Origin of the sequence: Candidatus Poriferisodalis sp. (genome assembly GCF_965208895.1) — a bacterium.
Lineage (GTDB): Bacteria > Actinomycetota > Acidimicrobiia > Acidimicrobiales > Poriferisodalaceae > Poriferisodalis.
Window position 1 is genome coordinate 1,438,000 of the sequence record NZ_OZ242363.1, and the last position, 15,739, is coordinate 1,453,738.

Consider the following 15,739-nt stretch of genomic DNA (forward strand, 5'->3'; position numbering starts at 1 on the left):
CTCGACGCCACCCGACTCGCAGTTCCCCCACGCTGCGGCTGCAGGTGCCTCATTCGTCGTCACCGGATCCGCTCGCAGATGCTGGCCTGTGCGCTAGAACGGCTCCCATGACCGACCCCTCCTACAAAGGCCCTGTGCCCGACATCTCGAGCCCTGACGCCGCTGCGACGTACCGGCTCGACGGGCGCATCGCCACGATCACCTACAACCGGCCCGAGGCGATGAACGCCATCAACGGCGAAATGCGCCAGTGCCTGAATGCCGCGTGGATGGAGTTCTACAACGATCCCGAGGCCTGGGTGGCGATCATGACCGGGGAGGGCCGGGCATTCTGCGCCGGCGCCGACCTGCGCGACCCGACGAAGGGCTCCGCGGGGACGTGGTCGGGGTCGTACTTCGAGATTCCCACCATCAACAGCCTCGAGAGCGGTCTCGAGCTGTACAAGCCGATCATTGCGGCCATCAACGGCGCATGCATCGGCTACGGGCTCACCGGGGCTCTGGTAGCGGATTTCTTGATCGCATCGGACCGAGCGATCTTCGGCATGCCCGAGGTGAGGATCGGCGTGCCCACGATCGTGGGCTCAATGCGGATGCCGCACAAGATCGGCTGGGCGAACGCCATGGAAATCCTGCTGACCGGCGAGAACTTCGACGCGCAGCAGGCCCGCGAGCTGGGGCTCGCATGGAAGGTGGTAGAGCACGACTCGCTTATGGATGAAGCCCGAACGCTAGCCGAGCGACTGTGCCAGGGTGCGCCCCTCGCAGTGCGCGCTGTCAAGGAAGTGGCCTGGCGCAGCCAGCGCATGGGCTGGACCGAAGCCCTGCGCATGGGCGAGTCGATCCGCCGAATCGTGGGCGACAGCGACGACGCCAAAGAGGGCGGACGTGCCTTCGTCGAGAAACGCCCGCCCGAATGGACCGGCGCCTGACGAACCCGGTCGACCCGTCAACCGGCGAGGGTGAGGCGGGCGACGAGGTCGGTGCCGAATCCGGTCAGGATCGCCAGGTAGAGCAGCCCGGTGGCCGCCATGACGGCTGCGTACTGGCGCTCGCGCAACGCAGCCATAGCCACGGCTGCGAGCGCGATGGTCGTAATGGCGCAGGCGATCCAGAACCAGCCCAGCAGCCCGCCGTAGCCGTCGTCGATGCTGCCGGTCAGCACGGCGATCATTCCGGTGGGCACCAGCAGCAGCCCCACTTCGATTGGCCAGGTCGCACCGAGATGCCGTACCAGTTCACGCAGCGGCTCCCTGCGCAGACCAGGCTGCACGAGGTACCAGTGGCCTAGCAGCATCGAATTGCTGACCGCACCGAGAAAGGCTGCGCCACAGACCACACGCGCTAGGTGCAGGACCGGGTTGACGTCGCCGTTGGCACCGAGTCCCGCGGCCACCACGCCCACCACGCCCACCAGCGGCGCCGCAAGATCCCAACGCGGGTCGAAGCCCTCGAGCGTCCTTTGCGGGGACGCTGTAGATGATGCCGCACCGTCACCTTCCATGCCTCCCGTAGGCAGCCGGGAATCCGCTGCGACCGCGTTGGGCAGCGCCGAACGCACGAGCGTCGCGCCCGCGCACACAGCCATCGCGACGGATGCCAGGTCGCGTACAGCACTGGGCTCGAACACGAATCCAGTGACGGCCGCCATGACGGCAATCACTCCGTACAGCGACCGCAGAAGCCAGCCGTACCCGAGCCCAACTTCGCCCCGTCGGGTGGTCACCCACAGGTACGCGAGGCCCCCGGTGGCCCACTGGCAGAGCACCGTTGCCACATCGACGGGAGCACCTTCACCCACGGGGCGCCGACCTCAGTTGTACGGACCCAGGAACTTGGATCCGTCGAAGTGGATGAGGTGGTCAGGTGAGTCGGCAATCCAGACTTCGGTTTCCCATGCGATGTCGGCGACGTACTGACGGAAAGTGGCGCGATCTGAGAACGCTGTTACATAGACGAGTCCGAGACGCGGCGATTGCAGGAGCTGGTCCAGCTCGGCCCGCCGCTTCGAGTCGATGGGTCCGTGAGATGTCACTGCCTCGACGACGACGAGCCACGGCTCTTCCACGTGCTCGACGATGACATCGGGCATCTTGCCGTGATGGGGGACATTGATACGGGCATGCGCGAATGCGCGCTCGTCGTAGACCGCGAACTTCTCGTCGGCGTCACCGATGTACCAAACGATGCCTCCGGGCGTGAATCTTGGACAGAACCCTTGGATGATCTCCTTGATGAGCGGGTTCTGGCCTCCTGGTGAGAGATCGACCGAAGTGCCATTAGGCAAACGCGCCGGGATCCGACGCAGCTGGCGTTGACGCTCAAGATGGTCGGCAAGCGTGCCGACCCGCTCAAGATAGGTGGCGAGACACTCTGACCAAGCGTCGGTGCCGTACGCCTTGGCCAGCGTCCACGCGATGCCGTTGACCTGATAGACGGTCTTGCCGCTGTTGGTCGGGCGGTCAGGGTCGTCCGGATTCATTGTCGCCAAGCCGGCCACACAGAACTGATGGATTGTCTGCCGTCGAACTGTCTCTCGAGTGTTGGGCGCATAGTTCTTGTCGTAGTGGGCGCTCATGAACTTCATCATCTCGGTGATGCCTCGCAGCGGAGTCGTCGCCGCTGTCCACGGCATGTCGGGCTGCAAGTCAAGAAGTGCGAGGAAGGCGAGTGCGGAGCGCTCATTGCGCTGCGCAGGCGGGAATCCGAGTTCAGTGAGTATCGACCGCGCCTCGGAGATGCGCTGGGTCGCCTGGTAGTTCACCGGACGCCTTCGAGGGCCGGGACGTGGCGTTCCACAAGCAAGTCCGTCGCTGCCTGATCGAAATCGACTGCGCGTGCCTCGTCGCCCAAGGCCAGCAGGGATTGAGCGTCTGGGTATCGAAGTGACTCCAAGTCGGCCGCATTCACTTGTGTGTGCCCGTTGAACTGCCGGAAGTACCGGTCGACAACCGTTGAATTGAGGTAGGCCGCCAACCCCCATGCGAGATCGCGCTCCAAGCCGCGGTTCGCGGTGTGCATCACGTTGACATGGTTCTCCATCGCTACGACATCGCCGGGAAGGTCCCCGGGTTCCAGCACTGCCGCCACGACGCGTCGGCGTTCCTCCTTCGATGAGAAGCGCTTTACCAACACGTACTCACCCGTAGGCAGGAACATTCCTTCGGTTGCCGGTGCCGCCGCAATCGCGCACGGCTTGGAGTTGGATTCGCCTGGCCAGTCGATCCTGCCTCGCCGCAAGTGTCCCGGGTAGATCAACGGGATCACATCGCCGTCAAAGTCATCGCGCAGGTGCTCTCGCGACCGGAAGTCCACGACTCGCCCGGTTGAGGCGGTGACACCCAGCCCCGCCAGCGTCTGCGGGAGGCCTCCCATGTGCTCCGCCAGCTCGACGCTGGCACGGTCCTCGGGTATGCGGATGAAGAGGCGAGGGTCGGTTGGGTGGACGACGGAGTCGGGGCCGACTTCGTGCCGGCGGGGTGCGTCGAGGCCCGAACCCGAACTGGCGGCGATCTGCACCGGCGGACGCTGGGCGGACCGAACGATCCTGAAGATGATGTTCTCTTGGAGCACTGCGCCGTCGCGAAAGGCGGTGTCGCGGGATTCGAAGACGTGGATGTCCCGTAGCGCACAGTTGTCCAGCAGCGCCCGTCGGAATGGCCTGAAGTATGAACCGTTACAGAAACTCCTCGGGGTGATCGCCACCAGCTGACCGCCCGGAGCGAGCAAGCGGCTGGCGAGCCAGACGAAGGCCGCGTACAGGTTGCTCGTGTGGACACCAAGGCGCCGAAGCCGCTCATTCTTCGCCGAAGCGGTGCGCAGCTTGCCGTAGGGCGGATTCATGATGACGAGGTCGAACTGCTGAGGCTCTTGTCGGAACATCTCCGGTGCCGCTTGGGCCGCGGCCCAGGTCAAGAAGTCTGAATTCACGGCGCAACTGCGCACGGAAGGCATCGCTTCGCAGCACTCGCCGAGCGTCGCCTCAAGACCATCTATCAGGCGATCATCAACTTCTACCGCTGTCACATCGAGCGAGCATCGCCATGCCTCGCGGGCTGCCCGTTCAACTAACGCGGCCGAGAGCGACCCTACGCCGGCACCGGGATCCAGGACCCGCACGGGTCCCTCCGGCGGTTCGAACATGTCGGCTAGCAACCTCGCTATCGGGGCGGGCGTGAAGTACTGCCCAAGCTCAGAACGAGAATCCGGGGATGGTCCATCGGCATGGGCGACGCGGCGCTGCTCGGCACGCGTCAGCGGCCCGGCCTCGAGCAGATCATCAACAACTGCAGCCACGCGTCCTCATCAAGCAAGTCGAGTTCGATACTTGTCGGCAGCATAGGTAGGCACCGGGTTTGCTTCGCGGAGCATTTTCTGCGTCTGAGTTGCTGCGCTGCCCGCACTTGGCGCGCTACGCCGGGACAGGCCAAGTCCGGGCGTCGAGGTCCACAGCGGCGGCGGCTCGGTCAGATTGGCGCGATGTGGACATGGGGGTAGGGCGCTGCGAGCCGCTCAAGGTCGCGACGGTCACTCGTCATCACCACGCCACCGCCTGCCTCGACCGCGGCGGCGACGCAGTGGGCATCGACGAGGGCGCCCGAGTCTGCGTTGGCCGCCGCAAGGACGCTGCCGACGAGACGAGCGAAGTCTCGATCTGTTTCTCGAACTTCGAGACCTGTCTCGCGGCTGAGGCAAGCATCGACCACCTGGTTCAGCCTCGGCCCCCGATACAACTCGGCCAACACCACCGCGGGCACCACGACATCGCGTCGAAGTCGACGAGCGGCTTCCAACGCAGCCCTGATCTCGGCGAAGCGCTGTCCTTGCGGGCGTGCAAGGCCGGACAATGCCTCTGAATCAAGCACGAGCGCCCGGCTCACGCCAGCAATGTCATGTACTTGTCAACCAAGGCCTCGTCGGCTGGGCCCTCGCTGCGCTCGAATTCCTCCAGCATTTCGTCAAGCAGGACTTGACGGCGGCGGCGTGTGAACTCGATCCGTACTGCCTCGTTGACCTGGGACGAGAGCGATTCGTGCTGCGCTTCCAGCGCTACGACAAGGTCCTCATCGAGCGAGATCGAGACCTTCCGCTTCGACGTGGCCACGCGGCGATCCTACCAAAGTAGGGATCAATGCGCCCCCACTGGGTGCCGACGAAGCCCGGTCAGCCGGCGAGGGTGAGGCGGGCGACGAGGTCTGGTGCGTCAACATATGTTGACGCACGGCCGCCGCTCGGCTATCGTCGATCCGTTGAGGTAGAGGCGTCTGCCCGCAAACATGGCATCTCCGACGAAGACATGCACCACGCGTATCGCCAACATTGGCGAGCATTCGAAACCGACGACCCTGCAGTCACCATGTTCATAGGACCGGCCAGGGACGGTGCCCCTCCCGGGGTAGGCATCGTCGCCGATGAGGACGGTGCATCAATCATCCATGCGATGCAGGCGAGGGCCAAGTTTCTGAAGGGTTGGTTTCCCACATGAGCGAGACACGGCAGCAACGGGCAGAAGCACTGGGAGCTTGGGCCGATCGAATCCAGCCGGAAGATCTGGTGGAAGCTGACACTGCTGCGCTGCAAGCGATCGCCGATCTTTCACTACAACGCGACGATCTCGATCGGCAGCTCGCGGAAGCTGTCAATTCGGCACGCCGTGCCAATCGGTCCTGGACCGAGATCGGGGCCATGCTCGGCGTGTCCAAGCAAGCTGTCCAACGCAAGTACGGCCAGCCCAGGCTCGAAGTCTGAGACGGCAACGGTTCGGGTGAACTCGCGGCGGCGCGGCGCAATCATCGCCGTTCTGCCTCTCGCTGCCTGATTGACGCGCTACGCCGGGACGGGCCGGGTGCGGGCGCCGAGCTCCACTGCCGCGGCGCCCGAGGCGGCGTGGTAGCTGGAGCGCGTCAGCGGACTCGACTCGACGTGTGCGAGTCCGAGCGCCACGCCTGCCTCTCGCCAGTGCTCGAAGGACTCGGGCGGTACCCAGCGGGCCACGGGAATGTGATGGCTGGTGGGCCTCAAGTACTGGCCGATCGTCACGATGCTCACGCCGACCGCCGCCAGATCGGACACGGTGAGGTCTACCTCTGCGTCTTCCTCGCCCATGCCGACGATGATGCCCGACTTGGTGACGTGCCCTGCCGAGGCGCTGCGGGCCAGCAGCGCGAGGCTGCGGGCGTAGGCAGCAGACGGACGTACGGCCCGCTGCAGCCGGGCGACCGTCTCGATGTTGTGGTTCAAGATGTCCGGGGCCGCGTCGAGGACAATCTGCAGCGACTCGGCGTCGCCGCCGAAGTCGGGCACCAGCACCTCGACAGTCGTGCCGGGCGACTCGGCCCGGATTGCGGCGATGGTCTCGGCGAACGCGGCAGCCCCGCCATCGGGGAGATCATCGCGGGCAACAGCGGTGACGACTGCATGCTCGAGCCTCATCTCGGCGACCGCGCTGGCGACCCGGCGGGGCTCGCCGGGGTCGATCGGCGCGGGCTGGCGGGTGTCGACGAGGCAGAATCCGCATGCCCGCGTGCACCGCTCGCCGTTGATCATGAACGTCGCCGTGCCCGCCCCCCAGCACTCGAAAATGTTCGGGCACCCGGCCTCTTCGCAGACTGTCACCAAGTCGTGCTGGCGCATCACTCGGCGCAGCCGGAGGTAGCCCTCGTTGAGATCCATCGGGGCTCGCAGCCACGGCGGCTTCCGCTCGGCGATCTGCAGGCCGTTCCCGACGCCGGCTTCCGCGAGACGGGCGCGGCTGCGCAGTGGAGCGACTGGGACCGGGCCCGAATCGTGTCCGCCCTGTGTGTCTGCGCTCGCCGGCGCCGAGAAACGGGAGCCACGAGACGGTCGTTTGGGCGGCTGTCCGAGGCCGAGACCGCGGCTGAAGGCGCTGAGATCGGATGGGCGGTGTCGCCACGCCACATCGGCACGCTGGTCGCCCGCGGGCGACCAGCGCTCGGCGGCTCGACCAACCACCGCGTCGACCACCTCACGCATCGTCGCCTCACAGCCCTCGGCCCGCAGCGACGTGGGTCGGTACTCGCGGATGCCGCACGGGATGATCCGGTCGAACCACGCCAGATCGGTGTCGACGTTCAGCGCAAAGCCGTGCATGGTTCGTCCGCGGCTGAGGCGAACGCCGATCGCAGCGAGCTTGCGAGGCGTGCCCTCGAGGTCCCCCCAGACGCCCGGATAGCCCCGCAGCCGGCCGCAACCTGGCAGCCCAACGTCGGCCAGCGCTTCGATGAGCACCTGTTCCAGATCGCGGACGTAAGCGGCGGTCTCGGCCAAGCCACCGCCCCGCTGGCCCGGCAGCGTCAGGATCGGGTAGCCGACGAGCTGGCCGGGACCGTGATAGGTGAAGTCGCCGCCGCGGTCGATACGCACACAGTCGGCGCCAACTGCAGCAGCATCGACCAGCAGGTTCGCCTCATCGGCACTCGGACCGGCAGTGAAGACGTGATCGTGTTCGAGCAACAGCAGGTAGTCATCGCAGCTGTGCTTCCACAGGCGTCGCTGGAGGTCGAGGGCCTCGCGGAAGCGAACCCTCCCCAGCCAGCGCACTCGCAACATCCGGTTAGAACTCCGCTCCCCAGTCGTGCTGCTCGAGCATCTGGCGAATGTGCCCCAGGAAGCCTGCGGCGTAGCTGCCGTCGAACGCACGATGATCCCAGCCCATCGCCAGGTGACCGACCGAGTGCACGACGATGCTCTCGTTGCCGAACCGGTCCGTGACGACGACAGGCCGTCTGGCGACGCCGTCGGTCGAGAGCACGGCCACCTGGGGCTGGTTGATGATGGCCGCCGTCGTGTAGGTGCCAAAGGAGCCGTTGTTGGAGATGGTGAAGGTGCCGCCGGTGATGTCGTCGGGCGTCAGGCGTCGCTCCCGGGCACGGGCGGCGAGCTCGTTCATCGTGCGGGCGACCCCGCGCAAGCTGAACGAGTCGGCATCGCGCAGCACCGGCACGATCAGCCCGTCGTAGTCGAGGTCGACGGCGACGCCGATGTTGCGGCTGCGCCAGAGGCGAAGGCCGCCCTCTTCCACCGATGCGTTCAGCCGCGGCCAATTCGCCAAAGCGTCCGCTACCGCGACGACGATGAACGGCAGGTAGGTGAGGCTGAAGCCCTCCGAGGCCCGCCAGGCCTCGCGGTGCGCTCTGCGCACTTGCTCAACATTCTCGTAGTCGACCTCGACGACGGTGAGAGCGTGCGGCGAGGTGGCCACAGAGTTCACCATGTGCTCGCCCGTGCGGCGGCGGATGTTGTTGAACGATTCGAAGCGCGAGTCGCCGTCGGTCCAATCAGCAGCGGCCGCGGCGGCGACCGGCGCCGGCACCGACGGCGCGTTCGGTGCCAACGGACGTTCGCCTGTCGCCGGTCTCGCCGCCGACGCTGCCGGAGCTTCGCTCGCAGCGACAGCGCGTTGCTGCTCGTCGATGGCGTTGAGCACATCGGATCGCGTGATCCGGCCGCCGACCCCGGTTCCCACAAGCGCGGCGGGGTCCAGGCCGTGCTCTCGAACCAGGCGCCGGACGACGGGCGAGAGCAAGTGGCTGCCGTGGTCGGTCGCGGGCCCGTTCGCCGAGCCATTTGCCGGCGCAGCGGCGGCAGGCGCACCGGCGGGTGCTACAGCGGGCGCCGCGGGCGCATCGGTCGGCGCCGGCGCGGCGGCGGGTTCTGGGGGCGCAGCGCTGGGCACCCCGACGGCAGCGTCAGGCGGCGGCTCGACGGCACCTTCGGCCAGTTCGACGATCGCGAGCACCGTTCCGACGTCCACGGTCTCGCCTTCGGGGATGCGAATCTCGCTGATGACGCCCTCCATCGGCGAGGGAACCTCGCTGTCCACCTTGTCGGTGGACACCTCGTAGAGCGTCTCGCCCACCGTGATCGAGTCGCCCGGGTTCTTGAACCAGCGGGTGATGGTCCCCTCGGTGACCGTCTCGCCCAGCTGCGGCAGCACCAGATCAGCCATGTCGGCTCAGCCTCTCATTCCGGTATTTGGCAGCCGGTGCCGGGATCATCCGTGCAGACCTCGTCCGGTGAGCGACAGCATCGTCTCGCCGAACAACTCCGACAGGGTGGGATGCGGCTGCACCAACGCCGCCACCTCCGAAACCGTGGCCTCCCAGTTGACCGCCAGGTATCCCTGACCCAACTGCTCGGTGACCCAGGGACCCATCATGTGAACGCCGAGCACGCGCCCAGCGGCGCCGTCGGGGTCACGCTCGGCCACGATCTTGACGAGACCCTCGGTGTCGTTGACGATCATGGCCCGAGAGTTGCCGGTGAAGCGATGCTTGGACGTCGCCACATCGAACCCGGCCTCACGAGCCGCCGACTCGGTGAGCCCCGCGAACGCCACCTCGGGATGGCAGTAGATCGCCCAGGGCACGTTGCCGTAGTCGACCGGGGCCGGTTCCTCACCGAGCATGTCCTTCACCGCCACGATGGCCTCGGCGAACCCCACATGGGCCAGCTGGGGGGTGTTGATGAGGTCGCCCACGGCATACACGCCGGCCATGGTGGTCCGGCACTTCTCGTCGGCCACGACGAAGCCGCGTTCGTCGAGCTTGACTTCGGTGCCGTCGAGGCCGAGATGGTCGGGGTACGGCCGGCGTCCCACCGACACGACCACAGCGTCGATCTCCAGCGAAGCTTCCTCGCTGTCGCCACCGGACCGGGCAGTCGTCGTGTACTGCACCGTCGTTCCGCCGCCCGAGGCCGGGGTGTGGCCAGTGACCTGACAGCCGGTCAGCACGGTGATGCCGCGCTTGGAGAATGCCCGAGACAGCGCTTTGGCAATGTCGGCGTCGACGCCCGGGATGATCTGGGGCGCGTACTCGAGCACGGTGACCTCGGCGCCCAGATCGGACAGCATCGAGGCGAATTCGCAGCCGATGGCGCCCCCGCCGATCACGGCAACGCGAGGGGGCACCTCGTCCAGCGCCAGGACCTCATCGGAGGTCATGATCAGCGCCCCGTCGCGGTCGAATCCACCGAGCGTGATCGGAACCGAGCCTGCTGCGAGCAGAACGTGATCTCCCTGCAGCGTCAGCATGCCGGACTCGCCTGCGTCAACCTCGACGCAACGGTCGGCGCACAGCCAGCCCGTCCCCTCATACACGGTCACCTTGCGACGTCGCAGCAGCCCCTTCACCCCGGTCTCCAGACCGTCCACGATGCGCTGCTTGCGGACTTGGGAGACACCGAAGTCCAGCTCGGGCGGCTCGACGTTGACGCCGAATTCGGCTGCCTCGCCCACCGTGCGCCACACCGCTGCGGTCTCGAGCAGCTCCTTGGCGGGAATGCAACCCCGGTGCAGGCATGTGCCTCCCACCTTGTCCCGCTCGACCAGCGCAACCTTCATTCCCGCGGCACCGGCGTACAGGGCCGCGCCGTAGCCCGCCGGCCCGCCGCCGATCACAACGAGGTCGTAACGAACCGGGCCGCTCGCTTCGCCTGAATTCGCTTCATCTTCCATCGCGCGACGAGGGTACGCCTCAGGGCGCGCTCCCTGGCACCGCGGCGCCCGCAGTCGGGGCATTCAAAGCCCGTCACCCGCGGGTCAGCGCATCACAGCCACAGCAGCACCCGGACCGCGAACGCCACCAAGATCAACACTCCGGTGGCGAAAGCCAAAGCGATCAGCGTCCGGGTGCTCACCGGGTCGAATGTAACCCGCGGCAACCCGCATAACCGTCTGGCGGGCCAGCGTTAGGCTCGGCGGGATGACGCGCCTGATGTCCCGAGCCGCCTCGGTCTTGGTCGCCGGACTGATCGCCGCCGGCGTTCTGGCCGGCTGCGGGAGCGACGACGCTGATTCGTCGCGCCAGCCGAGCGCGACCGAGCCCAGAGCCGCCACGCCAACCGACGCCCTGGCGCCCACAAGCGCTGCAGCTCCGGCTGCCACCTCGGCCGCTGCAAGCGGGACGACTGCCGCCGCCGCCTCCGAGACCCGAGCAGAGATCTTGCTGCTCGACGGCGAACTGCTCGACGGTCAGCAGTTCGATCTGGCTGCGACGGCCGGCAACGACGTGCTGCTGTGGTTCTGGGCGCCATGGTGACCGGCGTGCAACCGTGAAGCGCCTGCGGTCGCAGCGCTGAAGGCAGAGCACGGGGACAGCCTCGTCTTGGTGGGCGTCCCAGGCGGAGACTCCCAGGATTCCTACCGGAACTTCGTGTCCAAGCACCAGCTGGGCGACATTCCGCAAGTCGCCAACGAGGACGGTGACCTCTGGGGCAAGCTGGGAGTGAGCTACCAGCCTCGGTGGGTCCTGATACGAGCTGACGGCTCCGTCGAACGCGGCGGCGGTGCCCCACCGCCTGACATCGTTCAGGACGCTCTGTCGCCCGCCTGAGGGCAATCGTGGCCACGTCGAAACAGCGCAGCGTCAGCGTTGAACGCCTGATCGGGGCGCCCGCTGAGCGCATCTTTGCGGTCCTGGCTGATCCCAGCCGGCACTGCGAGATCGACGGCTCGGGAACGCTGTCGCGCCTGACCACGAGCACTGCCCCGCTGACGCTCGGCAGCACGTTCTCGATGCGCATCAAGGCCGGCGTCTCCTACACCGTGAAGAACCGGGTCCTGGAATTCAAGGAGAACCGCCTGATCACTTGGGCGCACTGGCAAGGCCAACGCTGGAGCTACCGGCTCGAACCTCAACCCGACGGCGGAACGCTCGTGCGTGAGACCTTCGATTGGTCCACTGCGAAGCTGCCGCGCAGCATTGAGCTCATCAGAGCCCACCGCAAGAACGTGCCGTCAATGGAAAAAACGCTCGAACGACTCGCTGCACTCGTCGAGGCCCCCGCCGGCGATCAATCCTGACCAGCTCGGCGACCGGCTCGGCTCAGCAGCCGAGTCGCGCGATTGAACCGGCTGGCTGAGGCGCCTCAGTCGGGTTCGATCACCCACACGTCGTCGAGCGCTTCTTCCAAGCGCCGCTGCAGATCGCCCAGTGTGCGGTCGTCGCTTCGGCGCACCAGCACCGCTTCATCGCAGTTGTGCATGAACCACGTGTCCCGGCGGCGCATCGCCTTTCCGAACGTCTCGGAATCGACCGGCACCCGGTTTCCGAGCACGAATTCCTGAATGGCCTGCTGGCGTAGCTCGGCGAACCGCTGGCGCGACGGCCCCGGCCACCGCCGCTCAACGCCCTCGAATGCGAGCACCACGGAAAAGGGGACACCGGCTGTGAGCGCAGCCTCAGCACCCAAGGTTTCCGCCCCGAGCCCGAGGCCCGTTGCCACGACGAGATCGGGATGCATCTCGCGCTTGGCGGCAAGAACATCGCTCAGCTTCCGGAGCACCTTGCGTGAGACGGGGTTCTCGCTGTACCCGCCGAGCTCGGGCGGCCGGTGTCCGAGCACGGCCACTGCGTAACCCGCAATCTCCCGGTTTCCCGATGTCGGCTCATCGGTGCTGACGGTGCCCTTGGGTGCACGGTGCGGCCCCGACCGCGGGTCGGCGAGCCGCTCGAGCACGTCGTCATCGAATCGATTGCCGCTCTGGCCGGCACCGCTGCCCGCTGCATGAACCGCCAAAGCGTCCGCGGCGGTATTCAGCCGCTGGCCTGCATGGCCCTTCACCCACTCGAATGTCACGTCACCTCGCGCCAGCACGGCCTCGATGAACGGCTCCCACAGGTCCCGATTGGCCACCGGCTTCTTCGCGGTGTTCAGCCAGTTGCGCCGATGCCAGCCCTTCCACCATTCGTCGTTGAAGCACTTCACCACATAGGTGGAGTCACTGACGATCCGTAGCGGCCCGTCGAGGTCCTCGACGGCTTGCGCGGCGGCGGCGACCTCCATCCGCTGGTTGGTGGTCTTGGGCTCGAAGCCGCATGCCCAAGGCCCGCCATCCACCACGTAAGCCCAGCCGCCCGGGCCCGGATTGCCCAGGCACGACCCGTCGGTGAATACGTCTCGCGCTGCCGCGTTCAAATTCTGGCTCATCCAAGTGCGACACTAGAACCCATGCTCTTTGACGGGTTGCATGAGCAAATCCCCGATATCGATCCCGACGAGACCGACGACTGGCTGCAGTCCTTCGCCGCCGTCGTCGAGGAACGGGGCAAGAACCGCGCCCGTTTCCTGATCCGGCGGCTGATGTCGAAGGCCCGCGAGATGCAGGTCGACTTCCCCGCCACGGTGTCAACGCCGTACATCAACACGATCGCCCCCGAGGACGAACCGTGGTTTCCCGGCGACGACGACATTGAGAAGCGCCTGCGCGCCTTCATCCGCTGGAACGCGGTCGCGATGGTGACCCACGCCAACTCCTGGGCAGACGGCATCGGCGGCCACCTGTCTACGTTCGCCAGCTCGGCCGCGCTCTACGACGTGGGTTTCAACCACTTCTGGCACGGCAAGGACGACGGCGAGCCCGGCGACCACATCTACATCCAGGGCCACGCCGCGCCCGGCATCTACGCCCGGGCCTACCTCGAAGGTCGCCTCGACGACGCTGACCTCGAACACTTCCGGCGCGAGATCGGCCGCACCGGGCTGTCGTCGTATCCCCATCCGCGCCTCATGCCCGACTTCTGGGAATACCCGACGGTCTCAATGGGCCTCGGGCCGATCACGGCGATCTATCACGCCCGCTTCAACCGCTACCTCCACAACCGCCGCATCGACAACACCGCTGAGTCGAAGGTGTGGTGCTTCGTGGGCGACGGCGAGACCGACGAGCCCGAGACGCTTGGCGCGTTGCACCTCGCCGCCCGAGAGCGCCTCGACAACCTCATCTTCGTCGTGAACTGCAACCTGCAGCGGCTCGACGGCCCGGTACGCGGCAACGGGAAGATCATCCAGGAGCTCGAGGCCAACTTCCGAGGCTCGGGCTGGAACGTCATCAAGGTGATCTGGGGCGGCCGCTGGGACGAGCTGCTGGCCCGAGATCGCGACGGCGTGCTGCTCAACAAGATGAACGAGACCATCGACGGCGAGTACCAGCGCTACTCGGTGGAGAGCGGGGCCTACATCCGCGAGCGGTTCTTCGGGCCCGATCCTCGCCTTCGCGAGATGGTGCAGCATCTCTCCGACGAAGAGCTCCAGACGCTGCCCCGCGGCGGCCACGACTACAAGAAGCTGTATGCGGCCTACCAGGCGGCCGTCGAGCACGAGGGCAGCCCGACCGTCATCTTGACCAAGACGGTCAAGGGCTGGTCGCTCGGGCCCGACCTCGAAGCGCGCAACGCCACTCACCAGATCAAGAAGCTGACCCGCACCCAGCTCATGACGATCCGGGAGCGGCTGCGGCTCCACAACGAGATCGACGCAGAATTCGATCCCGACGATCCGCCCTACTGCCGGCCTGCTCCCGGCAGCGCGGAGCACGAATACCTGATGGCCCGCCGCAAGGCGCTCAACGGCCCATTGCCCAAGCGCGTCGGCAACTGGTGCCGCAAGGCTCTGCCGATGCCCAGTTCGAAGCCGTTCTCGGAGTTCGCTGCGGGCTCGGGCGAGATGGCGGTGTCGACCACGATGGCATTCACCCGGATGCTGCGCGCCATGACCCGCGAGCCGGGCTTCGGCGACCGCGTGGTGCCCATCATCCCCGACGAGGCCCGCACGTTCGGCATGGACTCGCTGTTCCGCGAGCTCGGCATTTACGCCAGCCAGGGGCAGCTGTACGAGCCCGTCGACCACGACCTGCTGCTGTCCTACACCGAGCACATCGACGGCCAGATTCTCGAAGAGGGCATCACCGAGGCGGGAGCGTTGGCCAGCTTCACCGCCGCCGCCACCTCGTATGCCACCCGCGGCGTCGCGATGGTGCCCTTCTACACCTTCTATTCGATGTTCGGATTCCAGCGGGTCGGCGACATGATCTGGGCGCTGGCCGACATGCGCGGGCGCGGCTTCCTGATGGGGGCGACTGCGGGCCGCACCACCCTCATGGGCGAGGGCCTCCAGCACCAGGACGGCCACTCGCCGCTGCTGGCCTCGGTCGTGCCGCCGTGCCAGGCCTACGACCCCGCGTTCGCCTATGAGCTGGCGGCCATCGTGCGCGACGGCATCCGGCGCATGTACGGCGTGGGCGAGGACATCTTCTACTACCTGACCATCTACAACGAGAACTACGTCCAGCCGCCGGAGCCGGACGATCTGAACGTCGAGCACCTTCTGGCCGGCATGTACCAGTTCGCCCCGGCGCCGCCCGGACGCGCGCACTGGGGCACGATCATGTTCTCGGGCGCGGCTCAGGGCGCCGCACGTGAGGCTGCCGAGCTGCTGGCCAGCGAGCACGACGTGGCGGTCGACCTGTGGAGCGCGACGTCTTACAAGGCGCTGCGCGAGGAAGCTTTGTCGTGCGAGCGCTGGAACACGCTGCATCCCGACGAGGCGCCGCGCGTGCCCTTCGTGACCCGGCAACTGGCCGACGGCTGGGGTCCCGTGATTGCGGTGACCGACTTCATGCGGGCAGTGCCCGACCAGGTGTCGCGCTGGATCGGCCGCGACTACACCTCGCTGGGCACTGACGGATTCGGTCGCAGCGATACCCGCAGCCGCCTGCGCGAGCACTTCGAGGTGACCGCTGAGCACATCACCGTGGCGGTGCTGTGGCGACTCGCAGAGCTCGGCGAGATCGATTCCAAGGTCGCCGCAGAGGCCATCAAGCGCTACGGCTTGGCCACCGACAGCGCCGACCCGTGGTCGTCGGCAACGCACTGATCGGGCTGTGCGATCTGTCCCGGCCGGGGCCGGGACACAACCGGACGAACTCGGAGGCTGAGGC

15 protein-coding genes are annotated in these 15,739 nt (G+C 66.8%); 6 read left to right on the forward strand and 9 right to left on the reverse strand.

Features of this window, described 5'->3' with window-relative positions; genetic code table 11:
- The first annotated feature begins 107 nt into the window (after window positions 1–107).
- The gene (locus ACOGJB_RS06435) at window positions 108–932 is read left to right on the forward strand and encodes an enoyl-CoA hydratase/isomerase family protein (RefSeq protein WP_419839987.1); all 825 of its coding nucleotides are present in this window, start codon (window positions 108–110) and stop codon (window positions 930–932) included.
- A 17-nt stretch (window positions 933–949) separates the two neighbouring features.
- On the opposite strand, the gene ACOGJB_RS06440 is transcribed toward ACOGJB_RS06435, so the two are convergent.
- The 5 genes from ACOGJB_RS06440 to ACOGJB_RS06460 form a co-directional block, all read right to left on the reverse strand.
- Window positions 950–1,801: a hypothetical protein gene (locus ACOGJB_RS06440; protein ID WP_419839988.1), complete on the reverse strand. Its 852-nt coding sequence runs from the start codon at window positions 1,799–1,801 to the stop codon at window positions 950–952.
- A 12-nt stretch (window positions 1,802–1,813) separates the two neighbouring features.
- Window positions 1,814–2,764 carry a BsuBI/PstI family type II restriction endonuclease gene (locus tag ACOGJB_RS06445; RefSeq protein WP_419839989.1) on the reverse strand — a complete coding sequence of 317 codons (951 nt, stop codon included), beginning with the start codon at window positions 2,762–2,764 and terminating at the stop codon, window positions 1,814–1,816.
- The gene (locus ACOGJB_RS06450) at window positions 2,761–4,296 is read right to left on the reverse strand and encodes an Eco57I restriction-modification methylase domain-containing protein (RefSeq protein ID WP_419839990.1); all 1,536 of its coding nucleotides are present in this window, start codon (window positions 4,294–4,296) and stop codon (window positions 2,761–2,763) included. The genes ACOGJB_RS06445 and ACOGJB_RS06450 overlap by 4 nt, the downstream gene beginning before the upstream one ends.
- A 170-nt stretch (window positions 4,297–4,466) precedes the next feature.
- Window positions 4,467–4,880 (reverse strand): type II toxin-antitoxin system VapC family toxin, encoded by a 414-nt coding sequence (locus ACOGJB_RS06455; RefSeq protein ID WP_419839991.1) that lies wholly within the window; start codon window positions 4,878–4,880, stop codon window positions 4,467–4,469.
- Complete coding sequence (locus ACOGJB_RS06460) at window positions 4,877–5,104, reverse strand: hypothetical protein (RefSeq protein WP_419839992.1); 228 nt, start codon at window positions 5,102–5,104, stop codon at window positions 4,877–4,879. Before ACOGJB_RS06460 ends, ACOGJB_RS06455 begins: the two co-directional genes overlap by 4 nt.
- A 377-nt stretch (window positions 5,105–5,481) precedes the next feature.
- Between ACOGJB_RS06460 and ACOGJB_RS06465 the strand changes: the two genes are divergently transcribed.
- Window positions 5,482–5,748, forward strand: coding sequence for a hypothetical protein (locus tag ACOGJB_RS06465; RefSeq protein WP_419839993.1), 267 nt, complete (start codon window positions 5,482–5,484; stop codon window positions 5,746–5,748).
- 78 nt (window positions 5,749–5,826) lie between these two features.
- Here the strand turns inward: ACOGJB_RS06465 and lipA are convergent, their stop codons facing one another.
- Genes lipA through lpdA form a run of 3 tightly spaced genes read right to left on the reverse strand, consistent with a single transcriptional unit; the run spans window position 5,827 to window position 10,477 of the window.
- The gene (gene lipA, locus ACOGJB_RS06470; protein ID WP_419839994.1) at window positions 5,827–7,569 is read right to left on the reverse strand and encodes a lipoyl synthase; all 1,743 of its coding nucleotides are present in this window, start codon (window positions 7,567–7,569) and stop codon (window positions 5,827–5,829) included.
- Window positions 7,570–7,573: 4 nt separating this feature from the next.
- Complete coding sequence (locus tag ACOGJB_RS06475) at window positions 7,574–8,968, reverse strand: dihydrolipoamide acetyltransferase family protein (RefSeq protein ID WP_419839995.1); 1,395 nt, start codon at window positions 8,966–8,968, stop codon at window positions 7,574–7,576.
- A 45-nt stretch (window positions 8,969–9,013) separates the two neighbouring features.
- A complete protein-coding gene (gene lpdA, locus ACOGJB_RS06480) occupies window positions 9,014–10,477 on the reverse strand; it encodes a dihydrolipoyl dehydrogenase (RefSeq protein WP_419839996.1) in 1,464 nt (487 codons plus the stop codon).
- 247 nt (window positions 10,478–10,724) lie between these two features.
- Here lpdA and ACOGJB_RS06485 point away from each other — a divergent pair, with 247 nt between their 5' ends.
- The 3 genes from ACOGJB_RS06485 (at window position 10,725) to ACOGJB_RS06495 (ending at window position 11,824) form a co-directional block, all read left to right on the forward strand.
- Complete coding sequence (locus tag ACOGJB_RS06485; RefSeq protein ID WP_419839997.1) at window positions 10,725–11,060, forward strand: hypothetical protein; 336 nt, start codon at window positions 10,725–10,727, stop codon at window positions 11,058–11,060.
- 69 nt (window positions 11,061–11,129) lie between these two features.
- Window positions 11,130–11,354 (forward strand): TlpA family protein disulfide reductase, encoded by a 225-nt coding sequence (locus ACOGJB_RS06490; protein ID WP_419839998.1) that lies wholly within the window; start codon window positions 11,130–11,132, stop codon window positions 11,352–11,354.
- 8 nt (window positions 11,355–11,362) lie between these two features.
- Window positions 11,363–11,824, forward strand: a complete 462-nt coding sequence (locus ACOGJB_RS06495; protein ID WP_419839999.1) for an SRPBCC family protein — start codon at window positions 11,363–11,365, stop codon at window positions 11,822–11,824.
- A 65-nt stretch (window positions 11,825–11,889) separates the two neighbouring features.
- On the opposite strand, the gene ACOGJB_RS06500 is transcribed toward ACOGJB_RS06495, so the two are convergent.
- A complete protein-coding gene (locus tag ACOGJB_RS06500) occupies window positions 11,890–12,951 on the reverse strand; it encodes an RNase H family protein (RefSeq protein WP_419840000.1) in 1,062 nt (353 codons plus the stop codon).
- A 21-nt stretch (window positions 12,952–12,972) separates the two neighbouring features.
- On the opposite strand from ACOGJB_RS06500, the gene aceE reads away from it, so the two are divergent.
- On the forward strand, window positions 12,973–15,675 hold the full coding sequence (gene aceE, locus ACOGJB_RS06505; RefSeq protein WP_419840001.1) for a pyruvate dehydrogenase (acetyl-transferring), homodimeric type: 2,703 nt from the start codon (window positions 12,973–12,975) through the stop codon (window positions 15,673–15,675).
- The last annotated feature ends 64 nt before the right edge of the window (window positions 15,676–15,739 follow it).

What these genes read in the sequence shown, in the direction of transcription:
- ACOGJB_RS06435 (WP_419839987.1), top strand. Translation starts at nt 108, where the DNA reads ATGACCGACCCCTCCTACAAAGGCCCTGTGCCCGACATCTCGAGCCCT.
- ACOGJB_RS06465 (WP_419839993.1), top strand. Translation starts at nt 5,482, where the DNA reads ATGAGCGAGACACGGCAGCAACGGGCAGAAGCACTGGGAGCTTGGGCC.
- lipA (WP_419839994.1), bottom strand. Translation starts at nt 7,569, where the DNA reads ATGTTGCGAGTGCGCTGGCTGGGGAGGGTTCGCTTCCGCGAGGCCCTC.
- ACOGJB_RS06475 (WP_419839995.1), bottom strand. Translation starts at nt 8,968, where the DNA reads ATGGCTGATCTGGTGCTGCCGCAGCTGGGCGAGACGGTCACCGAGGGG.
- lpdA (WP_419839996.1), bottom strand. Translation starts at nt 10,477, where the DNA reads ATGGAAGATGAAGCGAATTCAGGCGAAGCGAGCGGCCCGGTTCGTTAC.
- ACOGJB_RS06485 (WP_419839997.1), top strand. Translation starts at nt 10,725, where the DNA reads ATGACGCGCCTGATGTCCCGAGCCGCCTCGGTCTTGGTCGCCGGACTG.
- ACOGJB_RS06500 (WP_419840000.1), bottom strand. Translation starts at nt 12,951, where the DNA reads ATGAGCCAGAATTTGAACGCGGCAGCGCGAGACGTATTCACCGACGGG.
- aceE (WP_419840001.1), top strand. Translation starts at nt 12,973, where the DNA reads ATGCTCTTTGACGGGTTGCATGAGCAAATCCCCGATATCGATCCCGAC.